The organism is Pseudoalteromonas maris, from assembly GCF_049257235.1.
Lineage (GTDB): Bacteria > Pseudomonadota > Gammaproteobacteria > Enterobacterales > Alteromonadaceae > Pseudoalteromonas.
Map to the genome: position 1 here is coordinate 1 of NZ_JBMMUF010000007.1, position 25,927 is coordinate 25,927.

Below are 25,927 nucleotides of genomic sequence, written 5' to 3' on the forward strand. Positions count from 1 at the left end.
TTCAACTCATGGAGGAGAAGAGCATGGCAACACCGCGTAAGAATCAAATCAGCCTATCTGATACCCCCTACTATCACTGCATATCTCGCTGTGTACGTCGTGCATTCTTGTGCGGATACGATGCATTGACTGGGCGCTCTTATGAGCATCGTCGTGGGTGGGTTGAAGCGAAATTACTCTCCCTCGGGCGTATCTTCTTTATTGATGTCTGTGCGTATGCCGTGATGAGCAATCACACCCATCTTGTATTGTTCGTTAATAGCAAAAAAGCATTGCGTTTAAACGACAAAGCGGTGTTGTTACGTTGGCATAAGCTCTTTAAAAGTTCATTGTTGTGCCAACGCTTTTTAATGGGTGAATTACTCAGTAAAGCAGAGTTATCGGTTGTGCAAACACGCATCGCTGTGTATCGCGAGCGCTTAACCAGTATCAGTTGGTTTATGCGGGTGCTCAACGAGGATATTGCCCGACAAGCTAATAAAGAAGATAACTGCACTGGTCACTTTTGGGAAGGTCGTTTTAAATCCCAGGCCCTGCTTGATGAAGCTGCGCTCGCTGCATGCTTAGCCTATGTTGATTTGAATCCCATTCGCGCGAAAATGGCTGAGGTGCCTGAAAAGTCAGAGTTTACCAGTGCCCAAATGCGTATTAAGGCAACCAAAGAAACAAAGCAACCGAAAAGCCTTCTGCGCTTTGCTGGCAATCCGCGCAAGCATATGCCCAAAGGACTGCCATTTGAGCTCAGCACTTACCTCGAGCTTCTTGATTGGACAGGCCGCTGCATACGAGAAGATAAACGCGGAGCTATTCCCGATGCAGCACGCCCTATATTGGAACGCCTCGATATCAGCCCTGATAACTGGCTTAAACTAACTACAAATCTGACCAAAGCTTTCAAAGCAGCCATTGGCAAAGAGCGTGCTATCACCGACTACACCAACCATATGCATCGACAGCGACGAAGTTGCCTTAGTAATAGCCGAGCTTTGTTTTCTTAACTCGCAGAACACAGCAGATTTGATAAAGAGCCTCCTCTTTGACCTACCTATGTCTGAAATTCGTAAAAACCGATATTTCAGGTGGTTTTTCCGTTTGCGCTAATCACACTGAGTACAAAAACACACGCTTTTACCAGCAAACCATAGAGAAAAGTTATGAACTCTTCTTCCTTTTTAAGGTGGCTGTCTTGTTTAGTTTATTTTTGTTTTTTAGAGTGGGTGTCTTGTTTAGTTATCCTTTTTTGTTTTTTAGAGTGGGTGTCTTGTTTAGTTACGTTTAGAGTGGGTGTCTTGTTTAGTTACGTCCCAGCGACGCTGAGAAAAACGTCATGAACTTTTCTTCTTTTTTAAGATGGCTGTCTTGTTTAGTTGTTTAGTTACGTCTCATTATGAACTCTTCTTCTTTTTTAACGTGGCTGTCTTGTTTAGTCATTCATTGCTCTTTTTTTTAACCTCCCCTTCATTTTTTCTATTATTTCTTGCTTTGATATCAAAGTATTTTTCAATCTATCAAAGGCTTCTTCTGACAACCCATTAATGCGATATAAGGCTTTAGCCTTTTCATATTTTCCAGTTCCCATTAGCTGTTCAACACAAGTATTTAGGATCACACTTTCAACATTAGCGTTACCTTTGGATGCCCCTCTAATGAACTTCACGTAATGCTCTGCACTTATTGACTCACAAAAATTCCTATTCAGATCAAAGATAAAATCTATATCGACCCGATCTAACTGCTTAATTGCATTCAACACAGAGGAGAAGTTACCTATGTAATATAATTTCAGAATATGGTTTTTTGTATTAGTTCCTAACGACCCGTATATAATAACGCTATTTTTTTTGATATTAGGCGGCTTCTTTTTATCCAATTCATTGATGAATTTTTCAAAATCAACTAACTCTTTTTTCTCACCTCTAAGTAGCATTTTTAAATAACTCTGCATTTTTTTATTAGCATGAGGTAATAAAATTTCCATCAAATGCATATCTGCATGGCTAATTGCCCACTCAAAACAGTCTATCGAGTCAGGATAATCAAACTCTAGTTCATATCCCTTATTTAGTAAAACCTTGATTTTTTCGTAGTTTTTAATCTGACATATACCCTGAGCATACGGCACATTGGTATTATAGTCCCCCTCTAGCTCATCATAAGCATTCAAAATTTGCTCATTTAGTTTATCAGTGTATAAAAAGTAATGAGCAATTAAGGGTAAATTATCTATATATAGTTTTGAAGCTTCAATTTGCTTTTCTTTTGCATCAGCTAGCATATTAATATAAATAACATCCTTGTTTGATGCATAAGAGGTGTCGCATAAAACTAATATGCTAATGTAAATAAAAACTAATACTCTCACTCAACACCACATCCCACAATCACCTCCTCACTAACTGAACATGCAGCCGCAGCTTTATAATACGTCAAGGCAGCACTCACTAAAGTTGGAGCAAATCCGTTGGTAACATACCAGCCAACTCCCTGTACCCTTAAGCTCGGAAAATCGTTGACAGTTAATCCATTTTTCAAAGTGAACCTTGGTTTTGCACTTGACATAGCAATTGGAGTCCACACTTCTTTAGCTGCTTCAGTTAAACATATCTGCATTGCCGCACAGTTAACTTTCTTAGCTGAATCATCTCCCCAAAAAGCAATCTCTGATTGCCCACCTTCTCCCGGATATCTAGTCGCTATAGTACCGTCATGATTATATATTAAATTACCATTTTCATCTCTGGCCGCTACCTGACTACCTAAATCTTCCATACGTCTTGTTCTAGGATTCCATTCATAATTTGACAACTGATTGACAATAAATTGGATAGCGCTAGTCACCGCACCGTTTGCAAATTTACCACCTGTTAGACGGGATACAGTGCCTCCAGCTATAGCTTGGATAATCACTCGTCCGTACGAAGCTTGAGTCTGAATTTTTCCGACACCTTTCATAATACCTGCCGAAATAAATCCATGACCAAACTTACCTCCTTGAATATCAGACAGAACTCCGCCAGCGGTGGCATGTGCGGCCATTTGTACTCCCGTATTTTCAACTCCGTATGCTTTAAAACTTCCGCCAATAGCTCCGAACACGGCCCCGGAAAGTGCACCTGTCGCGGCCCCCTTTAGTGACCCCGTCGCGACAAAACCACCCGCAGCCCCGGCTATGGCACCGGACATGGCCCCAACAAAAATACTTCCTGCCGTCGACAACATAGTCGCTGACGCACCAGCCATCGTAATTGTAGTTGTCATACCCGCGCTAATAGCCCATCCAGTTGCCCACTGTGCCGCCAAACCAGCCGTAAAATAAGTAACAACCGCAGCTGCTATCACCCGCCAATACTTCTTCACAAACTTGCCAAGCGCCTTGAAAAAATACCCACTTGGATCGGTATAGCTCAACGGATTATTCAAGACATACGAATAACGGTTATAGTTTTGACTATTCGTTGGTGCTTGAATATGTGGATCAGCCTGCAAAAACCTCCCCAAAGTTGGATCGTAGATCCGACCGTTCATATGAATTATCCCTAACCCCGAGATTTCCTTATGCCCCGTATATCCTTTGCTTTCTGCTGGGCTTTGCTGTTGCAATAACGGCAGCAATAAACCACTGCTGTAGAAACGGTTTTGTTTGCCCCACGCATCATAGTTAATATGCTGCACTACGCCGCCACCGGCATCAGTGATGGTCACCGCTGAGCCAAGGTGGTCTTTGTGCATGTATAACGTTTTGTTTTGGCTGGTATCGGTGCTGTCTATCACCACCGTATCACCCACATAGTACTTACGCTCGACATTCCCCGTTGGCAGGGTTAAACGCTCATATAAACCCTTTACATACAATGCCTCAGTACGCCCTTCACTGCGTTGGTCAATACGCTTATACAGGTTGCGGTTATGGTCATACCCAAACTCACTGTAAATAGTGCCTTTGGTGATGCGTGACGGTTTATCAAATGGGGTGTACACAAAACTACGGCTACCGTCTGATTCGACGTTGCCACGGTTATCATATTCGAAGGTGTGCGTTTGTGTGCCCGATGCATTCTTAATCGCCTTCAGTGCGTATTTATCTGTCACATCTGTGTAGTGATACGTGCCCACACCTTGTTTGTAAGTGATGTTACCAAAGGCATCATACTTCATGTCTTGGGTCGCCGTAGCTCCCCCTGAGCAACTGGTTGTGCCCGCATGCACCGTCGTGTTATCCAAGCGGTATAAGTTGTCGTAGGTGAATGACTCACAAAAATCCGAGCCGCTGCCGCCATAACCAAAGTTATGCGCACGTTGTGTCAGGTTACCCACCGCATCAAAGGTGTAATCAAGATTGTGAAGCATGGTGCTGCCGCGTGAGACCGACAGTACATCAATGCGCCCCGTCTCAGCTTGATAGGTGCGTGTTTGGCGCACACCATTGGCGTAGTCCATCACTGTCGCTTGACCACGGGCATCGACATCCACTAGACGTTGATACACCTTGCCATAGTCACGGTGACCTTGTGTGGCATTGACCGTCGAAACGGGCATACCGATGGCATTATAGTTTTGCTTAGTCACAAATTGACCATCTGGGTAACGAGTGTAGTACGGACGTAAATGATCATCGTAATACTGCTCGGTCACAAACTCTTCGCCGTCAATGGTGGTGGTGGTTCTAAATACCTGACCACTGGCTGTATATTGGTAGTGCTCAGCATAATTGGCATCAGCAAGCGCTCCGCAGCTACTGTAGCTTTGGTTTGCCCCTTTCTTGTAGACAACCGACAGCAGTGCCCCTTGATATTGGCTGCCCGTGTTGTCATACGCCCAACACGTGAGGCCATCAGCGTCCACACGCCCTGTTTTGCGCCCTGCACCATCATAATATAGGTGCGTCGTATGCCCATCGCTGTTTTGCTGCCACACCAACTGACCAAAGCCATTGTAGCTATACTGCCAGGTGCCTTTGGTGTCATCCGTCATCTTGGTTTTACGACCAAGGTGGTCATAGGTAATGGCGTTCACTTCAACACCATTGACCACGGATTTCACTAATTCATTATTGGCACTGTAGTGCATCGCTGTAGACGCAATCACCGCACCGGTGTTGTCCAACGATTCGGATAACACCACCTGCCCCGTGAAGTCGCGGGTAACACGGCGCATTTGCGCCCATTCACTGCTGGTATCATTGGCTTGCTCGTCGTAATGCACCGTAACAAGGCCTTGGCGTGACGTAGTCACATCACCCGTAGGGCGTGATTCTTTGATAACCCGACCAATGCGGTCGTAAAATAACTCCGTTACATGGCTACTGCCTGCACCAAAACCCGGCTCAGATACCGTTTTGGCACGCCCTTGCTCGTCGTACGTTTTATCAATCACGGTCCAGGTGTTTTTAAAGTTTTGCACTTGGCTGCGCACTTCACGACCAAAGCGGTCGATGAATACCTGCTTCTCAGGCACACCTGAGGCCACCTGCGTGGTGCGAATAAAGGCCCCTGCTGGGCATGCACCAGCCAAGTTACTGCAGTATTGTGTATACGTTCGGCTTTGTAGCGTAATCGGGCTACTCCCCGCTTGCGACGTTTTTAGCCCCGGCTTGTCGAAATCACCAAATTGGGTGGTGCTGTAGTTGCCGTTAGTGTCCGATGTAGTCAACGACTTAATACGCCCTTTGGGCTCTGACGAGGAATGGTTGTACACATAGGTGGTGGTGATGTTATCTGCACCAGTTTTGCTCTTGACATAACGACCGCCCGCGTAGTACTGCACACTACTCACCCGCTCATTGCTGGCACTGTTGGTGGCATCTGCCGCACGGAAGGTCTCTGCGGTTTTATTGCCCCACTGGTCATAACCATAGGTGGTAGTGCCAAGCTCAGTGACGCTAGTGTTCAGCATTAAATCACTGTTATAGGTAAACGATGACGTGCGCACAATGTCACCCGCCACACCATTGACGGGGGCTTTTATGCCATTTTTGGTTAAGCGCTTGGTGACCGTAGTTTTGCTTAAACGACCCAGCTTTTTATGAGTCGTGCTGCTACCGTACACGTTGCTGGTATGGGTGTAATGTGTGTTGGCTGTGCTTGTACTTCCATCATCCATCACAACCGTCACCCCAGTCACATTACCATAGCTATCCTGCGCATTGGTCGTGGTGGTACGACTCAGTAATGTGCTCGATGATAAGTCGTCACTTAAGCTGTATTGATGCTCTTCAGAGCGTTGTAGATACACACTCACACCACCGTTGGCTGAGCCCTGCTCGCTCCACGTGTTGGTCGCTTTGCTTATCACCGGCGCGCCATCTTTGGCACCCAACGTTTGTGTGGTCCATTTCGGCATCCCCGTGTACGGGAAACGTTGGTTATACACCGTCTCTGTGGTGATGCAGTTATCGTAGTTGGTGTATTCCACCAGAACCTTCCTGAAAAGGTCATTCCCCTCACTATCTTTACCCATGTACTGAGATACGTACTCTCGGGTTTGTGTACACGTTTGCGGGTCGATAGTGCGCAACACTTCAAAACCTAAATTACCATGGCCCTTTTTATGCATTAACAAGCCGCCATACTGGTAAATCACCGACACCGCCGTATCACTATTAATGTCACTGTCAACACGGTTCACCACAAAATAACCTGTTTTGGGGGCTATATAGTCGTTATTAACAACTTCGCCATCCCAACGGGCACTGGAATCTATGTTTAGGTAGGTTTTTACAACGTTTTGGCGGAAATTATTATACCTCGCGGTAATGCCCGAATAATGAATGCTATTGACCACGTCATGACCATTATTTGAGGATGAAATCACATCCAACAACTGGCTGGGGTATCATGACAAACGCACATTAACCTTGTCGGTATCCATACTAAAGAGATCTAACTTGCCATCACCATCGGCATCACCAAATTGCATGCCTCGGTCTTTTTCGAAGGAATATGTGCCACGACGTTGAAATACTACCTTAGACGGGTTGCTCGGCAACGGCATGACCATATACATACTCCAGTCATCACCCGAATAACTGCTGGTTGCATCCGAAATGAGCAAATCAGAAATACCATCCCGTGATACATCCATGAAATAGGAGTTCTTTTCTTGGTCTTCACTAAACGCGAGGGTGTATTCATACCCATTACTGTTACTCACAACGGCTGTTTGGGTATCTTCAAAACTAACGCCATTTGAAATGCGGTATTTGAGCGTCGACCCCGCACGCCACATGATGTCCGTTAAACCATCGCCGTTAAGGTCTACGGCGCGAGGCTTAGTGATGGAATAATAGGAGAGCTTATCTGCTGGTTGAGACCAATCTTTACCTGAATATAATAGCCACTCTGCATAAATATCTTCCCAGATGCAGCTATTAATGGCTTGGGTCGTGACGCCACCATCATTGAGGCCTCCTGCCCCCTTGGATTTGCCTTGTTTGTTGCCTTTGGTGTCACTTTGAAATGTGTCGTTTTGCGTCGTATCGCTTTGGACTGATGGGTCTGTACTGAACGGTTCCATTCCGCCGTCGTCGCACGTTCGTCCCTGGGATTTCACTGCAAACAGCAAATCCGTAATACCGTCACCATCAAAATCAAGTACGGTCGCATTTTTTGCTTCAGCTGTTTTCTCATGCAACCCGTTCGAGCTCGAGATACTATGTAGCACTCGGTCATATCGATACATTGCAGCACCTGAAATCGGCACGCTGAATAGTAATTGCGACGGAGCGAAATAGCCGTCTTTTATGTTTTTATAATAATAAAACGCCGGACCGCTATCGGTTGTGTGGTACACAATGTCTTGCAAACCATCACCGTCAACATCGGCAACTTGCGCGCTAGTGGTTAAACCTTTTGCCACAATACCCAGATTAATTGCTTTTTTAGATGTTGTGACAACTTCACCTATTCGCTCATCATATTCGCTACTTTTCTCTGGCACACTGGTTAACGCATACCAGTTTTTGGTGCTCGACTCTGCGACCAATAAGTCGAGGACACCATCACCATTGTAATCGATGATTTGTGCATGCTGAGCTTTATCATCCAACGCCGTAATGCCTGTAATTACTTCGTTCGAATAGTAATGCGGACCATAGCTTACGCGCCAACCACTGTTAGGGTAGACGATGTCCGCATAGCCATCTCCGTTGAAGTCAAACACAAAGCCATTACCCACTTTTGAGTGTGAGGCCACTTTGCTATTTGTGCTTTGGAATGGTTTAAACGGATCGGTGACTGGCTGCTCCCAACACTGTATGCTTTTCGGAGTTGTATCTTCGACCGTACAATACTCCTCGGTATTGGTAGTGATGGGCGCTGATTTTTGCCACTCAAACGTCATCACCGCAGAGCACTCTTGACCATCACACTCTTGAATGCTCTCTAAGTAACTGCGCTCATCCATGTAAGTCGATTCATAGTAGCCTAGCGTGTAATGACGATATTCTGCACCATCAATTGTGACATCGATGCTTCTGAGCATACTCGTCATTGCATACGGTGAACCCGCTCGCCATCCTACGCGTGGTTTAGCGTGGTTTTTATCATCTGTTTCATTACCTTTCGTATACACAAACTTAATAACCGCGTAAGGGGTGGCATCAGCAACATATCTATTGCCCGTGTATTCAATCGACTCTATGCGGCTCTCACCAAGGTGGTCATCATACTTACTAAAATCAGAATAGCGGTACAGAATGTAATTGCCTTTGACATCCTCAATCGCTTTGAGTAACCACGCGTGGGCCGCATTGGCATTTGTTTTTGCTTTTAAAAAGGCGTCATTGTAACCCGTTTCATTTATGCCCAATGAGTTTTTAAACCCCGTCGCAAACGATTTACCAACTAAACTTGTACCGTTAAATTGGCTAACATCACCAAAGTAACGCACTTCGCCCGCTTTATTCTCTACCGTAAAACCACGCAATGACCCACCATTATAGTGTGGTTTAACCGTAATAAAGCCATCAATGGCTGTGTGGTACTCCGCTGTCGTTGCCCAATATTGTGCATCTTGGTGATTTTTATCAAAGTCATGGGGGGCATCAGTGGTGTCACTTAAAATCAAGCGTTGACCATTGATACACAGACGGTCATTAGTACTTAAATCAACCCCGCCTTGCTCATCGTCAAAGACAAAGGATTTACCACAGCGACTAATTGACTCCAAACCGCTGACATTCCAGCCTCGGCCCATAATGCCATCACCGCCTAGTGAGTTGTACGACAGGGCTAGTTGCGGCTGCACCCCGGCAGTGCCTGGTGGCAATGTAATTGGCACATTGTAGGTCGCTGCACCTTGCTCATTGACTCTAAATTCTGCGTTAATTGTACCAACATGCTCATCATTCAGGTTACTGGTTTTAGTTTGTAGCGGGCGCGTACCTTGTACATCACCTATCTCAACATCCGTTGTTTGGGCATAGCCTGAACACGCAAGGTTGCCTTGGGTAAACGCTGACACATCACAGCCCTCCCCAGTCATACAAGCCGATACCTCAAATGAATACGTGCCCTGAGCAATGTAGTTATCAATAACAATTTGATTATTACTGGCTGCAACTTGCTCCGCACTTTGGCACTGCCATGCGCCATAGGAACCTGTCACCGCATCTTTAGTGCGAAAGTAAAATGCCTTACTGGCCCCAATATCCTCAACATTAATGTATAAGTCACCTTGAGTAGTGCTTGCACTATACGGGGCATTACCACTAAGAGCTACCCGCGGCAAAGGCACTATCGTCGTAGTATCACCCGTACCAATCGGTAACCACACAGAGCCCGATTCTGACGCTAAAACAGATGAGGAAGCGGTTGCTGTAGAGAGTATTGTTGCGAACAATATACGAAGTGCACTAATCCTTTGCATAATTGGACCATCAATGTTGGGTCTTGAAACAACATCATTTTCAAGATAATTTACACGTTCCTAAAAAACTAACATTCGAAAGTGGCATTATCAATGTTTAATTCAAATGCGCTATAATAAAAATTGAAATAGATTTATGAAATGGAATTTAAATAATGAAAAAATCAATTATATTATTACTGTTTTTTGTTAGCTTTATTTTAAATGCATACGATGGCTGGTCTGGAGCCAATAAAGTCTCAACGATAAGAGTATACTCGGGTGAGTATGTGCTAATAACAATGGCTAATGCTAACAACCCCTCACAATGCAGCGATAGTAATTACATAATGTTAAAAAATACAAACACTGAGAGTGGCCAAAGGCAATACTCCGCCTTACTTAGTGCATATATGGCAGGAAAACAGGTAAACTTAGCACTCACGGGGTGTAGCCAAGGTGGAACGAGCGGATATCCATTAATTGAGCAGGTTTGGTTGCAGTAGAATTGTAACTACCATTAACTAATCGTTTTGGTATGAATGTTTATCTGTGTCTTTACATAACGCTTTAACCATCCCCAGTGCCACCACAACATCAAATGAGATACACAGGTATACATACCAAAGCGGTGCGAATTGACCGTCTTGAACAATCAGGTGCAGACCGACGTCCCACACTGGATGCAACAGCCATCCGATTGCCAGAAAATAAATGCTATAGCGCTTTGCTAACCAGAATAAGAGTGAGCACACCCCTACTCCTGCAAATTCAATAACAAGCCAAGTCGTGTTTGCATACAGTAGTGCGAAGAAAACGTAAATAAGGGCTGCAATAATAAGCCCTGCGCCGAGGATGTTGCTTGGGTGCTCATTACCTTGGCGATACGCAAATAGAGTAAGAACCCAGCCCCCAAGTGTGCCCACAAGCAAACACAAAAGCATCAACATCAGCAAACCTCCCTTGCAATTGTGACCTGCGCCGCACACATACACAGCAGTGTCGCTGCAACAAGTGCTTTGTGATACGGTATTTGCATGACTCTTCCTTGAATAATATTAGGTTTCCTAAATAACAAACAGCAACGTTCAACACGCCCTTAAGATGCTCTGTTCTTAGGGCTGCACATCGAGTAAATTTATAAACTCATCCAGCTGCGCTGCTAATTGTGACAACGCTTGCTCATGACACAGCAGGCCTTCGCTTAATTTAGCACGCCATTGCTGCGCTTTTGGCATAAGATCCACGCCCTTATCGGTCAGTGTTAGTTGTAACTGGCGCTCATCAATTTCACTGCGAACACGCGTTATTAGTTCAAGCTGCTGCATACGTTTTAATAAGGGTGTTAGCGTGCCTGAATCAAGATGTAGTTTATCGCCCACCGCTTTGAGTGATAATGGCAGTGCGGCTTCTTCGTGCGCTTGCCAAAGCACCATTAACACCAAGTATTGGGGATACGTCAATCCTAGTTCTTTGAGCATGGGTTGGTAGCCTCGCACCACTAAGCGCGAGGCCGTGTACAGTTTAAAGCACAACTGGTTATCAAGATGCAAAGACTCACTCATATTAGGCGCCTAATAATGCCTCAATGTCTTTGCGGATTGCTTCTGGCTTGGTCAGTGGTGCGTAGCGCTTCAATACCTTACCGTCTTGGTTAATCAGGAATTTTGTGAAATTCCATTTGATTTTCTTACTTCCCATAATGCCCGGCGCGTGGCTTTTTAAGTAGGTAAATAATGGATGAGCGTTATCACCATTAACGTCAATCTTGCTCATGATAGGGAATGACACGCCGTAGTTGAGCTCGCAAAATTCACTGATCTCACTGTCACTACCTGGCTCCTGTGCACCAAACTGATTACACGGAAAGCCCAATACCACAAGACCTTTGTCTTGGAGGTCTTTATACAAATCATTTAACCCCTGATACTGTGGAGTAAAACCACACTTACTCGCGGTGTTAGCAATCAGCATCACTTTGCCTTGATACTGAGCCAAACTAACCTCTTCACCGCGATTATTCGTCGCTGAAAATTCGTAAATAGACATGCGTCACCTCTGATATTTATATTGTGCACAATATAATTGATCAAAATGTACTTGAAATCAAACTCACAGCTTGTGACACACACATAAAAGTGAGATAAAAGATGCCATTAGCACTATCAAAATAAATAATTAAAAACATGAATTTAGTTACCCCTAATCCGGCATTACACAACAGTTATTGCAGCTATATTGAAGAGCTAGGTAGCGAAGAGCGCTACCCTTTCCCGTTAGATTTTGATTACAGCGACTTTACGTCTTTGCTTACACGCTTAGAGGAATTTGCAAACGGCATCAATCTGCCCCAAGGGTATGTACCAAGCTCCACTTTATGGTTAGTTGAAAACGATGAAATTGTCGGTGTTACCAATATTCGTCATTCATTAAATGACGACATCAAAGAGTGTGGGGGCCACATAGGATTGAGTATTCGCCCTTCAATGCGCGGGCAAGGTTTAGGAAAAACACTCATGGCAAAATCAATTGCCTTTTTACACGAGCGCGGCGTTAATCACGTGCACATTCATTGCTACAAAGACAACGCGGCCTCAGGCAATACCATTCTCGCCTGCGGTGGTGTGCTAGATTCTGAGCTGTTCGTTGGCGATAAATGCGTGCAGCGCTATATCGTGGAACATAAAAGCTAGTCGCTGCTGGGGGAGTTTATTCTTTAGTGCAACGAATAAACTCTATTTTCATCAATACCATACCTGAAAATACTGCAATTGATGCCAGAGCCAATACGGGGTCTATCGTCTCAATTGGCACAAACTGACCGTAATACAAAAACAAACCGACTAACACGACAACCGCACCCAGTTGATGCACGTAGAATTGCACTATTGCTATTTTCGACGTCGAATTATTGAGCCATAACTTATGGCATAATCCATAAATAAAAGAGAGCAAGAAGCCAATCAGCATAAAGTGTGCATGAGTAACATGCTGTGCGGGGTTCTTCGATGCCGCCATGTAAATGCCTAATAACAAACCCAAAATGGCGTAACCAAATGCCGATAAAATGAATTTGCGATCCATGTTCACCTCTTTTTATTATCTTTGTATTGCACTAGGGCGTGCCCTAGAGACAGTGTAGTTCATGGCGTAAAAATGGACACGTTACAGCTCATTACATGCTCACGAAGACATAGGCTATAGCTTTACCTGTGCAAATCTGTTTATATAAAAGTCAATTATTCAATAAGTTACAAGCGGTGACAGCGTGGGGTTCAAACATCTTTATTATCGTACTTATCACTTTGGACTCAAGCTCGCTGCGTTATTTCTACCTATTCCAGAACCGCACATTTTTCACGGTAAAAATGTCATTTCTCAATGGCTTACACAACTCAAAGCGAATAAATGCCAGCGAATGTTATTGGTGGTTGACCCCGACATTTTGGCACTAGAGTTACATCAGTCTCTTTATCTCGCTCTGATTGAAGCGCATGTTGAGGTGAGCATATTTAGTCACTTCAGCGCCAACCCAAACATCAATCAAATAGAGCAAGGTGTGTTTGCGTATAAACAACATCATTGTGATTCACTGCTAGCCCTTGGTGGCGGATCAGCCATGGACTGCGCCAAACTCATTGGTGCACGCATCGCCCGCCCAAAAAAATCGCTGCAACAAATGCAAGGCCTGTTTCAAGTATGGGGTAAATTGCCACCCCTTTATGTGATCCCTACTACGGCTGGCACAGGCTCCGAGGTAACCGTAGCAGCTGTTGTCAGTGACACAGAGCGTCATATTAAATTCTCGATTAACGACTTGTGCTTAGTCCCTAAAGGCGTTTTGTTCTTACCCGAGCTGACTACTGGCTTACCTGCCGCCCTAACAGCAACCACGGGGATTGACGCACTCACTCATGCCATTGAGTCTTACATCGGTATTAATGACACTCGCTATACACGGGGCAAAAGTGAACAAGCAATAAAGCTAATTTTTACAGCGTTGCCAATGGCATTTCATCAGCCCAATAATGTGGCGGCGCGCACTGACATGCTATGGGCTGCAATGTATGCAGGACAAGCATTTACCCGCACATCAGTGGGCTATGTGCACGCCATCGCGCACCAACTCGGAGCGCTTTATGGCATAAGTCATGGACTTGCCAATGCATTGGTGTTGCGGGCGATGTTAGATTTTTATGGGCAACGAATTGACACCAAGCTTACGCAACTAGCTAAACAAGTAATTGGGGAGCATAGTAATGCCAACACGCTGCGCTCGCGCATTAATGACTTACTCGAAGAACTACGCATTCCCTCTCATATCGAGCAATTGCGTGAGCAAGACATTCCCCTGATTGCATCGAATGCATTAGCCGAAGCACACCCTGACTATCCCGTGCCGCTTTTTATGAGCCAAACAGACATGGAAGACGTGTTACGTTCTCTGCTTAGCAATAATTAATGTGATGTACGCCAGCTCATCACTGTTGAGCTAAGTATTGTTCTAACTCTTTCGCTAACCACTGGGTGAGTCCGCCCAATTGGCTATAACGATTCTGAATCATGCCATAGGCTTGTTGTTTCATGGCTTGATCGTAATTGAGCACCCTTACACTGCCATCTCGCAAATAAGGCGTGATCAATACCGAGGGGACATTGGAAAACCCCGTGCCGTCGAGCACCGCATTGCGCAGATGCTCGTAAAAAGGCAGCGCAATGTAATTACTCGATGCCGGCTCTACCGCTCGCAGCCCCTCATCATCAATTGTCGCTAATGCAAACTCGGTATAACGAGCTAAATCTGAACTCACGACGTTTGATAGTTTACACAGAGGGTGAGCACTATTCGCCACTGTCATCATGCGAATTTCCCCCAACTTAACATGATGAGTATTGGGAAGTTTATTCGTGTAAGGCAGTAAACAGTACGCAATATCAACCATATTTTGTTCCACCATGTCGTTCAATTCTGGAGGCGGCGCCATGTAAACCGATACACTGGTGTTTGGGAATTGCAGGCTCATTTTATGAATAAGTTCACGCCAATAAGACTCCGGCAACGCATCATCTCGAGCAATACGCAGTACCGACTCCACACCTTGCAGGTGCTGCTGACAGCGCCCTGCAATATCGTTCGCTATCATTACCATGCGCTCACAGTCATTTTTAATGACTTGGCCGATGTTGGTGAGCATCACCTGATTGCCTGTACGTTCAAGCAGCTCAACGCCAAGCTCATCCTCCAGCGCGCTCAATGACGAACTCAACGTTGTGCGACTTTTGCCGATTCTGCGTGCTGCCTCAGCAATAGAGCCAGATTCACTGATCGCAAGAAACATCTCCAATTGGCTTATTTTCATTTTCAGGCTTCCAAAGTGCATTGATGTCGAAGTAATGGTCATCGAGGTAGTAAACGATGAGTGAAACTAATCACCTATAGCGCCGATAATATCGTCGCTCAGAGATTTTGGAAATAACAAAAATGCCCATAAAATGGCCCTCAACCGAGATACGCACTATCAGAAGTGACGAAGTTTCTATTAAACCGAGGTGTTTATGCCAAGCAAGCATTCATTAGAGAAAAAATTACTGACCTTCTCCGTGCTATCTGCCCTGCTCTTTGCATTGATGGGGATTGGCTTGGGTGTTTGGATGGGCTCGTTGGTGATCCTGTTCGACGGCGCTTATTCGTTTGTCAGTTTAATGCTCACCATGGTGTCTTTAGGTGCCACATGGTATATCAATTCGCCTACAGCAAAACGCTCAACCCCACACATAGCCCTGGTAGAGCCACTTGTCATCGCGGTAAAAGGGTGTGCAATTACGCTTATGTGTGTGGCGTCTTTCACCTCTGCGGTGTTCGCCATTATGGCGGGCGGCCGTGAAGTTGATACTGATTTAGCGTTAGTATTTGGCGTAATTAACTTAACTGGCTGCCTTGCAACCTACTGGGTGCTAGCAAATCGCGGAAAACGATCGCAATCCGCGCTCATTGATGCCGAGTCAAAACAGTGGTTAATGGACTCAGTAATAAGCGCGGCGGTAATGGCTGGATTCGTACTTGCGGGTATTCTCACTTACGCTGGTTTATCCCAGTACGCGGTGTACGCCGACCCAATGATGGTGGTGATGGCCTCTGTGTATTTTACAGTCGTGCCGCTAAAAATGATGTTTGCGGCACTCACTAAAGCATATGACATCTACACACAAAGCACAGAAAAGTGCTTTGCACATGCCGCGCACAAAGCGGGATAAACACGTACCCAAATGGCGTTGAATTACGCGATTTTTCAGGTGTTCTTTAATCATAATCCCGCTTTTTGTAGCTTACTCAACAAGCACTTAAGGCCCTAATATAAATTGCTGTGGCGCGTGCGTTAGGCATTCATAACCGTTTTCAGTGACCACAATGTCCTCTTCTAGACGCACACCGCCAAAATCTGGGATATAAATACCTGGCTCAATGGTGATGACATTGCCTGCTTCAAGCTGATATTGCACACCGGGCTTCAAAAATGGGATTTCATGTAAAAACAAACCTAAACCATGACCAAGACCTTCTCCTGCATACTGTGCGAATGGGCTAGCTTGGAGCACTTCATGGGCTTTGGCGTTAAGATCATGGGCTGTGATCCCAGGCATTACGGCATCAAGCGCAGCACGCTGGGCCGCCTGTACAGTATCGAATATGGCCTGCTGCTGTGCACTTGGTTGCCCCCAAACATAACTGCGGGTCATGTCTGAGCGATAGCCATTTACCACGGCGCCAAAGTCTATCAGGATAAAATCTCCCTCTCTTAGCTGTTTGTCACCGGGACTACCATGAGGTAAGGCGCTACGCTCAGCAAAGAGTAAAATCGTGTTGAATGACGTTCCCTTGGAGCCTCGTAACTGCATTTGATAATCGAGCTCGATGGCCAGATCACGCTCTGACATCCCTGTTTTAACCTGAGCCAACGTATGAGCAAGCGCGCTGTCGGCAATCCCAGCCGCTTCTCGAATGAAATCTATTTCATTGGCATCTTTAATACGGCGTAACGATTCCACTAAATCCGTTCTTGGATTGAGTTTCGCTGCGTTTAGTTCGCATGCAATTGCCTGCCATTGCGCCACATTAAAATGCACAGCCTCACAGCCTACATGCAGCTTGGTGCCAGCTATGCGGGCGATACATGCTCCGAGGGTTTCATTGTCGCGGTCTCGCTTGACCACCTCAATATTGTTAGTTTCACTTACAGCGCGTTGGTAATAACGGTAATCGGTGATCATGGTCACCTTTGATGGCGTCACCAGCAGTGTTGCGGCATTGCCCGAAAACCCGCTCAGGTAGGAGATGTTCTCAAACCCCTGAACAATTAGCAGCTCATCTCCAAGGCTTGTTATCAGTTCTTGTAAGCGTGCAAGACGCTTTGAATAGGTGTTCTTCATGATGCCAAATACTCTCTAGGTGGCTACCTTACGATCTCATACACATAGTTAACCAGCGTGCATTCTAACTGCACGCTGATGACCTCAAACTCACAGAAACAATACCCCCATTACAGCTATTTATCTTGGTTTTGAGATGAGTGATGCGCTGCTAACCAAGGGCGTGTTGAGCCCACGTATTTTTACCGAGCATTAAAGCTAGCAGCACAATAAAACAAATATTTAACATTGCGGAAGGCTGTACTAGAAACACCTCTTTTTACGCATTTTTACACATCAATATTTAGACATAACACTCTAAAAAACATAATAAAAACAGACTTTCACACTCTCGCACAATTAAGTACACAATGATTCATCTGTTACCATCACCGGTTAACTTATTCTTAACGCTGAGTTTTTTCATCTGATTATTTTTAGAGCACTGATTCCAATCTTGATTTAGCCATCTGGACATATTGTAAACAACACGATCTTTCTCTAATTATGATGCCAGTCATATAACTCGAGCACATCGGTATTAGAGGTAATGCTGATGAGAAGTACTCGAGAAAGAACAACTAGAAAAACCAAGGAACAACCCATGAAAGCTCCACAATTAGGATTACTCATTCTCGGTGTTGCTGCTGCCCTAAGTGGCTGCGCGAAGCTTGATGGCCGAGTTACAGCAGGTGGCACACTAAACTCCAAAGGCGGTGCAGGTAATGCTGTATTTACAGCCCACGCCGCGCGCTGCGATGGTAATGTTAGCGGCCGAGTAAATTATCAAGATAAAACAGCCATTGATTATCAGCAAACCGGCGGTATCGCATTTAATGCTGAAGTATTTGGCGCTGGCCTGTGTAGCGTGGATCCTGTTTCGCCGGATGGTCTAGAGGATGAAACGCGTCATTGTAAACAAGATATCTGCACAGAAGGCATGTACCAGGTTGAGTTTAACTATGACTCTACAAACCCAAATGCCCCTGGTGAAGGCCAAGGCTTCGCTTGCATGATGGATATTGGTGAGGGTATTAAATCAGGATTTGGTGCCAATGGCATCCTGAACATTATGCTGCTTGAGTCTGGGCCATACGCTGGTTACAGCAACATGGGCACAATCAAAGGCAATGTACAATTGCACGACTGTCCAGCTAGTGATGACGACGCATAATTAAGGGAGCTAACACGATGAATACAATTAAGAAAACACTTCTGGCGGCAAGTATAGGTACATTATTGAGTATGCCAGCAATGGCATCACAATCTTTACGTATGGTGGTTGAAGTAGGCAACGCACAAATGGATGATGTACGTGCTCAACTTATTGCCCAAGGCGTTGAAATAAATCGTGAATTGCCTACTCTTGAGAGCATGGCGATTACGATAAATAAAAGCCAACTGAGCACAGTCGCTGACATCAAGGGCGTACAAGCTATGTATCCTGATGTTGAACGCGAAATGATGTCGCAAGGGCCTACACAAATTATTCCTTACGGCCTAAGACTCGTACAAGCAGACCAAGTAAACTATTACGGTGGACAAAAAGTCTGTGTCATTGACAGTGGCTATGCCCTGACACACCCTGATTTGCCAAACAACACCGTGACCGGTGCCGAAGATGGCGGCGCAGGCGTGTGGTATGAAGATCCATTCGGCCACGGTACCCATGTTGCGGGTACCATTGCCGCTGTGAACAATGATATCGGCACCGTAGGTTTAATTTCTGACAAATCGCTTGATATGCACATTGTACGCGTATTCGCAGGTAATGGCCGCTGGGCCTATTCTTCTGATCTCGCTCACGCAATAGACGAGTGTCAGCAAGCTGGCGCGAACATTGTCTCTATGAGTTTGGGTGGCCCATTCTCAAGCCCGCTAGAAGAAAGAGCATTGGCCCGAAGTGCGCGAGACAACATATTGATGATTGCAGCCGCAGGCAACTCTGGCCAAGCGCAGCACAGTTATCCTGCTTCTTATGATAGTGTCATGTCAGTTGCGGCCGTTGACAGTGTGAAAAAGCGTGCAAACTTCTCGCAGCGTACCAGCCAAGTTGAAATTTCAGCGCCAGGTGTGCAAGTACTGTCAACAACACCTGTTGGACGTGCCCGTTGGGATAAGTTTAACGTTGTTCAAGAAGGTCTAGGCATCGACAACTATCCGTTTATCGGCTCTGCTATGGGCTCTGTCACTGGTGAACTAGCAGATTGCGGACTTGGTACTGAAAGTTGTGGTGATATGACAGATAAAATCTGCCTGTATCAACGTGGCCAAATTCCGTTCTTCGAAAAAGCATTACAATGTGAAGAAGATGGTGGTCTTGGCTTTATCGTTTACAACAACAGTCAAGGTCCATTAATCGGAAACATTTATCCGACACATCTTGTGGGCGGCACAGTGAGTTATGGTGAAGGGCAATTGCTAAAACAAAACATCGGCAAGCAAACCACTATTACCGCTGTAACTATGCCAGATCATGACTTTAAGTCAGGCACATCAATGGCAACACCACATGTTTCTGGTGTAGCCGCATTGGTGTGGAGTAACTTCCCTGAGTGTTCAGCAAACGGTATTCGTATGGCGCTACGCGCGTCTGCTCAAGACTTGGGCGAAGAAGGTTACGACTATGCATATGGTTGGGGCCTAGTACAAGCGAAAGACGCTGTTGATTACATTAATGAGCATGGCTGCGCCGCACCAAAAGGCAACTTGCGCGGTGGCGAAGGTACAGCTCGATAAGATTCACCCTTAATTATTGTCAGTCAAAGCGCTCCTCGGAGCGCTTTTTTTGTAAGGCAACGAAAGTTGTATCACTGCAGGCAACGAGCAAAAGCGCACGCTTGTCGCAAACGAGTTGTCAGTGCAAATACATGCAGTAAAGTGAGCGCGACAATATAAGATTCGATGCGATAACGCATCTTGCGGCAGACACCACTAGGAGCAACAGGTGATGAAAGGTATTGGCTATCAAACACCAGAACAAGCATTGGCGCAATTGAGCGACATGACCGGCGACATTGAACCTATTCAAGAGGCTGAATATCGCGAGCGCATAGCCAAAGCACAAGCCTATATGCAAGCCAACGACATTGACGCGCTCTATCTTAACGCGGGTACCAATATGACCTATTTTACGGGGCTTAAATGGTATGCAAGTGAACGTTTAGTAGGAGCCATACTGCCTGCCAAAGGCGACATTGCTTTTGTTGCGCCTTTTTTTGAAATTGGCTCATTGCGCGACTATCAAGTTATTGATGCACCCATTCACGCATGGCAAGAAGAAGAAAATCCCTACGCACTTGTGCGCGATGTTATGACAACACTCGGCTATGCAGACAACGCCACGTTAGCCATTGATGAAAGCGCGCAGTTTTTCATTGCTGACGGCGTTAAAAAGGCAGCCCCGCATTACGCATTAATCAATGGTGACGAAGTGACCAAGCATTGTCGCATGCACAAATCTGCAAATGAGCTGGCGCTTATTCAACGCGCCATGGACATGACCCTCGAAGTACACAAGGCCGCGGCGTCTATTCTGCATGAGGGGATTTCTACTCGTGAAGTCGAAGCCTTTATCAACGACGCTCACAAGAAGGTGGGAGCCGCAAGTGGTAACTACTTTTGCATCGTGTTGTTCGGTGCAGCCACCAGCTTTCCTCATGGCGTTAAAGACGCACAAATCCTTAAAAAAGGTGACATGGTGCTGATTGATACCGGATGTCAGCTCAAAGGCTACTTAAGTGACATTACCCGTACTTATGTGTTTGGTGAGGCGACAGAGCGACAACGTATGTTCTGGGAAATCGAAAAAAATGCACAACTCCACGCTTTTGCAGCGGCACAAGTGGGAAACACCTGCGGTGATGTTGATTTTGCCGCGCGCAACTACTTGGCGCAGCAAGATCTTGGTCCTGATTACCAGCTTCCTGGTTGCCCCCACCGCACAGGTCATGGCATAGGTATGGATATTCACGAATGGCCTTATCTGGTTAAAGATAACCCGCAAGTATTGGCGCCTGGCATGTGTTTCTCAAACGAGCCTATGCTGGTGATCCCCGGTGAATTCGGGGTGCGATTAGAAGATCACTTCTACACCACTGAGGAAGGACCAAAGTGGTTCACAGCACCGGCTCACAGCATCGATAACCCATTTGGGCTCTAAGCAGCAATAACTAGAGCGTGTTGTTCTTTGAAGTATGAATTTTGTTCAAATCAAAACCAACACGCCCTAATCAACATTCACACGCACAGGCTTGCCCTGCTCATGGACACGAAAAACCATAATAGAAACGGCTTCATCCCCAGTGATTGCGGTGTGAATTTGCTTGAGCGGTATTTTCAGCGTATCGCCCGCTTTCATTAGGTGGTTTTCTTTGCCTTGTTGCCAAAGAGTGACTGTGCCACTGAGAATGTGGACATACTCCTCGCCATGATGCCAATGCTTTGGCAAGGTCGTGTTCGCTGGAATGTCGACTCGACTTACAATCACCTCTGTATTAGCGGCAACCGCTGATGGCTCTTTAAGCAAGTGATTAACCTGAACATCGTTAGCTAGCACCGACCAAGATGACATCATCCACAACGTCATTATCAATACATACTTTGAATTGAACATACGTTTCCTCTGTTTTAGTTTTTATCTGTTTTTAAGCATTAATCTGTGACAGCAACTCTATCACACTGCGACGCAGGCTCTTCCTTGCCCCCCCAATTGACTGCTGCAAAAACAAACAGTAAAGAGCAACACGCCCTAATAATCGTCATCTATACTAAAGCATAAACAGGGTTATTTTGCTTACACTCTAAATTTACAGCAAAAATACCCTGTAACTAACGGACTCTTCACTAACAACGCAAACTGATGCGCACATGTATGTGCCAATACAATGGGAATATAAAAGCATGCATGGGCACAACCGGTTTTTTCAACAATCCGTCTTTATCGATATGTCTCAATTTGGCTATGTACACATATATAAGGCTGCTCCATGACATCAGGGATTGAAACAGTTGAGGCATTACACGCTCGTATTGAGAAGCTAGAACATGAATTAACGCTGGCCAAAAAAGCCAACTGTAACCTCAAGCTACACCAAGATTTATTTGCAACGATGCAACACGAAGTACACATGTGGGAACTTGTTTATAACGCTGACAACAGCATTAAAACGTGGCGTTTAATTACCGCCAATCCAATCACCCTAAAATCTTGGGGTATGCGCTTGGAGGATATCCAAGGCAAGCTTGCAAACGACATATTTAACACCAATGCCACCGAGCAATTCATGCCCATCGTTAGCAAGATATTTGCTGAGCGAAAAGCCTATAGCTGGGAAAGTTTCTTCCCTGCAACTGGGCAACACTTGGGGATGACAAGCATTCCCTTTGAAGGTTATTTCATCAGCATTGGCGTAGATATAACCGATATAAAGGAACGAGAGCTGCTGCTTAAAGACACCTTAGTAAAATTACAAGAGGTGATCACAGCCAGTAACATTGGATTGTGGAGTTGGGATTTAGAAACGAATGAGACCCATTTTTCGCCTGAGTGGAAAGCGCAGTTAGGGTATGAAGATCATGAATTAGACAACACATTTGAACAATGGGTAACACGACTTCACCCAGAGGATTCTGAACATGCGTTAGCCATTGTGGATAAAACCCTGCAAAGCGGCGGCGACTATTACGAGTCAAAATTCAGAATGGCGCACAAGGACGGTTCGTACCGCTGGATTATGGCTCATGGGTCTTTACTGCGAGACGAGGAAGGCGTACTGAGGCGCCTAGTAGGTACTCATGCTGATATCACTAACCAAGTGAAAATGGAACAAGCCTTATTGCGCCAGCAAAAGGTGCAAACACTCGGCACTTTCGCAGGAGGAATAGCTCATGATTTCAACAACTTACTAACTCCAATACTTGGTTACACTCAACTACTAGAATTAGCATTGCAGGGCCAAGATGCTCCTTTGGGGTATGCAAGAGAGCTTGAAAAAACAGCCCTTAGAGCCAAGGATTTGGTGCAACAAATCTTACTCGTTAGTAATACAACCGCAAGCTCTAGCAATGACTTTGAACCAACATTATTGCAAGATCTCATAGCCGAAATTACCACACAACTTAGTACGACTAGTCGTGTTAACGTTGACATATCACTTGATTGTGAACCTCAACTGCCGGCAATCAATGCCAATGCAACTCAAGTACATCGCGCTATCATGAACATTATGACCAATGCGATTCATGCCATGCCACATGGCGGCAAACTTACCGTGACCCTACAACGAAACCGCGTGCTATTAGGAACTGGCGATGATGCGTCTTTGAATCATTGTCTGACCCTTAAAATCGCTGACAATGGCATCGGCATGGACAGTAAAACGCTTGCCCATATTTTTGACCCCTTTTACTCAACGAAAAAGAAAAGCGAACAACGAGGCACTGGACTGGGGCTAGCTATTGTCGCAAATGTTATGGAGCAACATCACGGCAAGGTCGATGTGCACAGTAAAGTTGGTGAAGGCAGCTGTTTTTCATTGCATTTTCCTCTTGTTGAAGGAACTCAATCAGTTACCAAAGTTACCCCATCGCTGCACAAAAATGACGCCATAAAATACATTCTATTTGTAGATGACGAGCTGGCGTTGTGTGAGCTAGGTCAAAACATGTTGACTGAAATAGGTTATTGCACACAGGCGTTGCAAAGTGCCAACGACGCCTTGGTGCACCTCAAAGCCAACCCCACTAAGTATCAATTAATCTTTACCGATTATGCGATGCCAGAGATGGACGGCATTGAGTTTATTCGTAACCTTCGCAAAAACAACATTGATATTCCCGTGGTGATCACCACCGGATTTACCAATATGGTTAGTGCACAAAACCAACAAAAATGGCAATGCCAAGGGATCCTAGCTAAACCATATTCACTCACTGCTTTAAGTGAAGTAATTGCTAACGTCGCCATTGACAGTGGGCTTGCAGATGAAAGTCAACCAGCTAAGTAGCGCGAACCTATGAAAGACACGTCTTATCACAAGTTTTTAAGCTTCAAATATTTTGAATATATTATTGGCCTGTGCTTATCCTTGTTTGTGGCCGCAATGGTCTTTGTCATTTTGGCGTTTATAAGTAAAAGTGAACAACAGCATGGATTAGAGCAAAATTTTAAACTGGTACGCCTATCTCAAGAGCTCCGTTTGAGCTCAGATCAACTCACTATGATGGCCCGCGCTAACGCAGCGACAGCAAATCCAAAATATAAAAGATTCTTTGAGCAAATCCTTAGCATTCGCTCAGGGCAAAGCCCCAGACCCATGCACTTAAACAGAGTCTACTGGGATATGTTAATGGTCGATGGTGGGAAAGCACCGTTTCCAAATGGTCAGCCACAGTCTTTGTTAAGTCTGCTCGAGGAAAATGGTGCCTCCAAGGAAGAACTTGAAGCACTCACGCAGGCTTATGATCAAAGTCAGTCGCTCGTCTTGTTAGAAAATCAAGCATTCAATTTAGTAGAGCAAGGTAAAAACCTTGAGGCGCTCGCTATTTTGTACAATGAAGAGTACTTACAAAGTAAAGTTAGAATAATGACTTATATCAATGAGTTCCTGTTGCTACGCGAACAAAAGCTGGCAGATTTTATCGCGCACTCATCCATGAAACTCACCCTGTATTACCTTGGCGCATTGATATGCTTTTTAGCGTTATTGTGCGTGCTCATCTTCTTTTACAATGCCCGCTCACGCATACGCAGAAATATCATCACCTTCTTAAATAGTGAAGTTAAAGCACAGACCGACGAATTAGTCTCAAAAAATACGGCTCTCAACGAGGCCGTATACGACCTCAAACAGGCTCAAGTTAAATTGTTACACGCTGAAAAATCCTCGACTCTTATGCGGCTAATCCCTGGTTTAGCACATGAAATTAATACGCCTGTGGGTATCGCCGTTACCGCCTCGAGCAGCCAGTTGGTTGCGCTTGCCGAAGTCAAAGACAAGGTGAGTAACAATACCCTAGCAAAAACTGCGCTATTGGAATCTATTGAAAATATCGAAAGCTGCGCAACCTTGGTTGAAAACAGCGCAAATCGCATTAGTAGCATTATCAATAAGCTAAAACTAATCACCCAGGATGGCTTTAAAAATAATGCTCAAGTACTCAGGCTCAAAGAAGAGATATGTGCGTGTCTAGACGAAGCCGACACCCTAGGAAAAACGGTTAATATTAGCCTCGACATAGACGAGGGCATCAGTGTACATGCGCCGGCATTTTTGCTACGCCAACCGATTATCGAGCTCATTGAGAATGTCTACCAACATACGTTTGGCACACACTTTATGGACAAAGCAATCGACGCGCAATTGACCATAGAAGCACGCCAAAACCAGAGCGAAATCACAATCAATGTCATCGATAATGGTGAGGGAATTGATGATGCCTTAGTGCATAACATGTTTGATGCATTTGTTGTTGGTAACCGCCATGCTAAGGGCCTAGGCCTAGGGCTGAGCGTTGCCCTCACAATCGTGAATCAATATTTTTGTGGTTCATTATCATACTCACCTTCACCACAGGGCGGTGCATGCTTTGCTATCACTATGCCTATAGATGGCTTTGAACAAGCATTAAAAGCAAACTAATTTCATACGCTCATGATAAGAATAAAAAAGGCTGG

20 protein-coding genes are annotated in these 25,927 nt (G+C 45.2%); 10 read left to right on the forward strand and 10 right to left on the reverse strand.

Going from position 1 to position 25,927, the window contains the following annotated elements:
• The first annotated feature begins 23 nt into the window (after positions 1-23).
• Positions 24-998 (forward strand): transposase, encoded by a 975-nt coding sequence (locus tag AAEU32_RS10995; RefSeq protein WP_421970703.1) that lies wholly within the window; start codon positions 24-26, stop codon positions 996-998.
• 425 nt (positions 999-1,423) lie between these two features.
• On the opposite strand, the gene AAEU32_RS11000 is transcribed toward AAEU32_RS10995, so the two are convergent.
• Genes AAEU32_RS11000 through AAEU32_RS11010 form a run of 3 tightly spaced genes read right to left on the reverse strand, consistent with a single transcriptional unit; the run spans position 1,424 to position 9,864 of the window.
• Positions 1,424-2,362, reverse strand: coding sequence for a hypothetical protein (locus tag AAEU32_RS11000; RefSeq protein ID WP_421970572.1), 939 nt, complete (start codon positions 2,360-2,362; stop codon positions 1,424-1,426).
• Positions 2,359-6,810, reverse strand: coding sequence for an RHS repeat domain-containing protein (locus tag AAEU32_RS11005; protein ID WP_421970573.1), 4,452 nt, complete (start codon positions 6,808-6,810; stop codon positions 2,359-2,361). The genes AAEU32_RS11000 and AAEU32_RS11005 overlap by 4 nt, the downstream gene beginning before the upstream one ends.
• A 21-nt stretch (positions 6,811-6,831) precedes the next feature.
• The gene (locus AAEU32_RS11010) at positions 6,832-9,864 is read right to left on the reverse strand and encodes an FG-GAP repeat domain-containing protein (protein WP_421970574.1); all 3,033 of its coding nucleotides are present in this window, start codon (positions 9,862-9,864) and stop codon (positions 6,832-6,834) included.
• Between the two features lie 155 nt (positions 9,865-10,019).
• On the opposite strand from AAEU32_RS11010, the gene AAEU32_RS11015 reads away from it, so the two are divergent.
• Complete coding sequence (locus tag AAEU32_RS11015) at positions 10,020-10,349, forward strand: hypothetical protein (RefSeq protein ID WP_421970575.1); 330 nt, start codon at positions 10,020-10,022, stop codon at positions 10,347-10,349.
• A gap of 18 nt (positions 10,350-10,367) precedes the next feature.
• Here AAEU32_RS11015 and AAEU32_RS11020 read toward each other — a convergent pair whose 3' ends face one another.
• The 3 genes from AAEU32_RS11020 to AAEU32_RS11030 all read right to left on the reverse strand — a co-directional run bounded on the left by AAEU32_RS11020 (position 10,368) and on the right by AAEU32_RS11030 (position 11,892).
• Complete coding sequence (locus AAEU32_RS11020; protein WP_421970576.1) at positions 10,368-10,793, reverse strand: hypothetical protein; 426 nt, start codon at positions 10,791-10,793, stop codon at positions 10,368-10,370.
• Positions 10,794-10,958: 165 nt separating this feature from the next.
• Positions 10,959-11,408, reverse strand: a complete 450-nt coding sequence (locus AAEU32_RS11025; RefSeq protein WP_421970577.1) for a MarR family winged helix-turn-helix transcriptional regulator — start codon at positions 11,406-11,408, stop codon at positions 10,959-10,961.
• A gap of 1 nt (position 11,409) precedes the next feature.
• Positions 11,410-11,892, reverse strand: coding sequence for a glutathione peroxidase (locus tag AAEU32_RS11030; protein WP_421970578.1), 483 nt, complete (start codon positions 11,890-11,892; stop codon positions 11,410-11,412).
• A 137-nt stretch (positions 11,893-12,029) separates the two neighbouring features.
• Here AAEU32_RS11030 and AAEU32_RS11035 point away from each other — a divergent pair, with 137 nt between their 5' ends.
• Entirely contained in the window at positions 12,030-12,536 is a 507-nt protein-coding gene (locus AAEU32_RS11035) for a GNAT family N-acetyltransferase (protein WP_421970579.1), read from the forward strand.
• Between the two features lie 16 nt (positions 12,537-12,552).
• Here AAEU32_RS11035 and AAEU32_RS11040 read toward each other — a convergent pair whose 3' ends face one another.
• Complete coding sequence (locus AAEU32_RS11040) at positions 12,553-12,927, reverse strand: TonB-dependent receptor (protein ID WP_421970580.1); 375 nt, start codon at positions 12,925-12,927, stop codon at positions 12,553-12,555.
• A gap of 184 nt (positions 12,928-13,111) precedes the next feature.
• Here AAEU32_RS11040 and AAEU32_RS11045 point away from each other — a divergent pair, with 184 nt between their 5' ends.
• The gene (locus tag AAEU32_RS11045) at positions 13,112-14,305 is read left to right on the forward strand and encodes an iron-containing alcohol dehydrogenase (protein ID WP_421970581.1); all 1,194 of its coding nucleotides are present in this window, start codon (positions 13,112-13,114) and stop codon (positions 14,303-14,305) included.
• Positions 14,306-14,324: 19 nt separating this feature from the next.
• Here AAEU32_RS11045 and AAEU32_RS11050 read toward each other — a convergent pair whose 3' ends face one another.
• Positions 14,325-15,203, reverse strand: coding sequence for a LysR family transcriptional regulator (locus AAEU32_RS11050; RefSeq protein WP_421970582.1), 879 nt, complete (start codon positions 15,201-15,203; stop codon positions 14,325-14,327).
• A 196-nt stretch (positions 15,204-15,399) separates the two neighbouring features.
• Here AAEU32_RS11050 and AAEU32_RS11055 point away from each other — a divergent pair, with 196 nt between their 5' ends.
• On the forward strand, positions 15,400-16,098 hold the full coding sequence (locus tag AAEU32_RS11055) for a cation efflux transmembrane domain-containing protein (protein WP_421970583.1): 699 nt from the start codon (positions 15,400-15,402) through the stop codon (positions 16,096-16,098).
• Between the two features lie 87 nt (positions 16,099-16,185).
• Here the strand turns inward: AAEU32_RS11055 and AAEU32_RS11060 are convergent, their stop codons facing one another.
• The gene (locus AAEU32_RS11060) at positions 16,186-17,271 is read right to left on the reverse strand and encodes a M24 family metallopeptidase (protein ID WP_421970584.1); all 1,086 of its coding nucleotides are present in this window, start codon (positions 17,269-17,271) and stop codon (positions 16,186-16,188) included.
• A gap of 583 nt (positions 17,272-17,854) precedes the next feature.
• Between AAEU32_RS11060 and AAEU32_RS11065 the strand changes: the two genes are divergently transcribed.
• From AAEU32_RS11065 to AAEU32_RS11075, 3 genes are all read left to right on the forward strand, one after another.
• On the forward strand, positions 17,855-18,424 hold the full coding sequence (locus AAEU32_RS11065; protein WP_421970585.1) for a hypothetical protein: 570 nt from the start codon (positions 17,855-17,857) through the stop codon (positions 18,422-18,424).
• A 17-nt stretch (positions 18,425-18,441) separates the two neighbouring features.
• Positions 18,442-19,989, forward strand: a complete 1,548-nt coding sequence (locus AAEU32_RS11070; RefSeq protein WP_421970586.1) for a S8 family serine peptidase — start codon at positions 18,442-18,444, stop codon at positions 19,987-19,989.
• 211 nt (positions 19,990-20,200) lie between these two features.
• Positions 20,201-21,412, forward strand: coding sequence for a M24 family metallopeptidase (locus AAEU32_RS11075; protein WP_421970704.1), 1,212 nt, complete (start codon positions 20,201-20,203; stop codon positions 21,410-21,412).
• A gap of 66 nt (positions 21,413-21,478) precedes the next feature.
• Here the strand turns inward: AAEU32_RS11075 and AAEU32_RS11080 are convergent, their stop codons facing one another.
• Entirely contained in the window at positions 21,479-21,865 is a 387-nt protein-coding gene (locus AAEU32_RS11080) for a cupin domain-containing protein (RefSeq protein ID WP_421970587.1), read from the reverse strand.
• Between the two features lie 373 nt (positions 21,866-22,238).
• On the opposite strand from AAEU32_RS11080, the gene AAEU32_RS11085 reads away from it, so the two are divergent.
• Both AAEU32_RS11085 and AAEU32_RS11090 read left to right on the forward strand, forming a co-directional pair.
• Positions 22,239-24,257 (forward strand): hybrid sensor histidine kinase/response regulator, encoded by a 2,019-nt coding sequence (locus AAEU32_RS11085; RefSeq protein WP_421970588.1) that lies wholly within the window; start codon positions 22,239-22,241, stop codon positions 24,255-24,257.
• A gap of 9 nt (positions 24,258-24,266) precedes the next feature.
• Positions 24,267-25,892: a sensor histidine kinase gene (locus tag AAEU32_RS11090; RefSeq protein ID WP_421970589.1), complete on the forward strand. Its 1,626-nt coding sequence runs from the start codon at positions 24,267-24,269 to the stop codon at positions 25,890-25,892.
• Positions 25,893-25,927 lie beyond the last annotated feature (35 nt).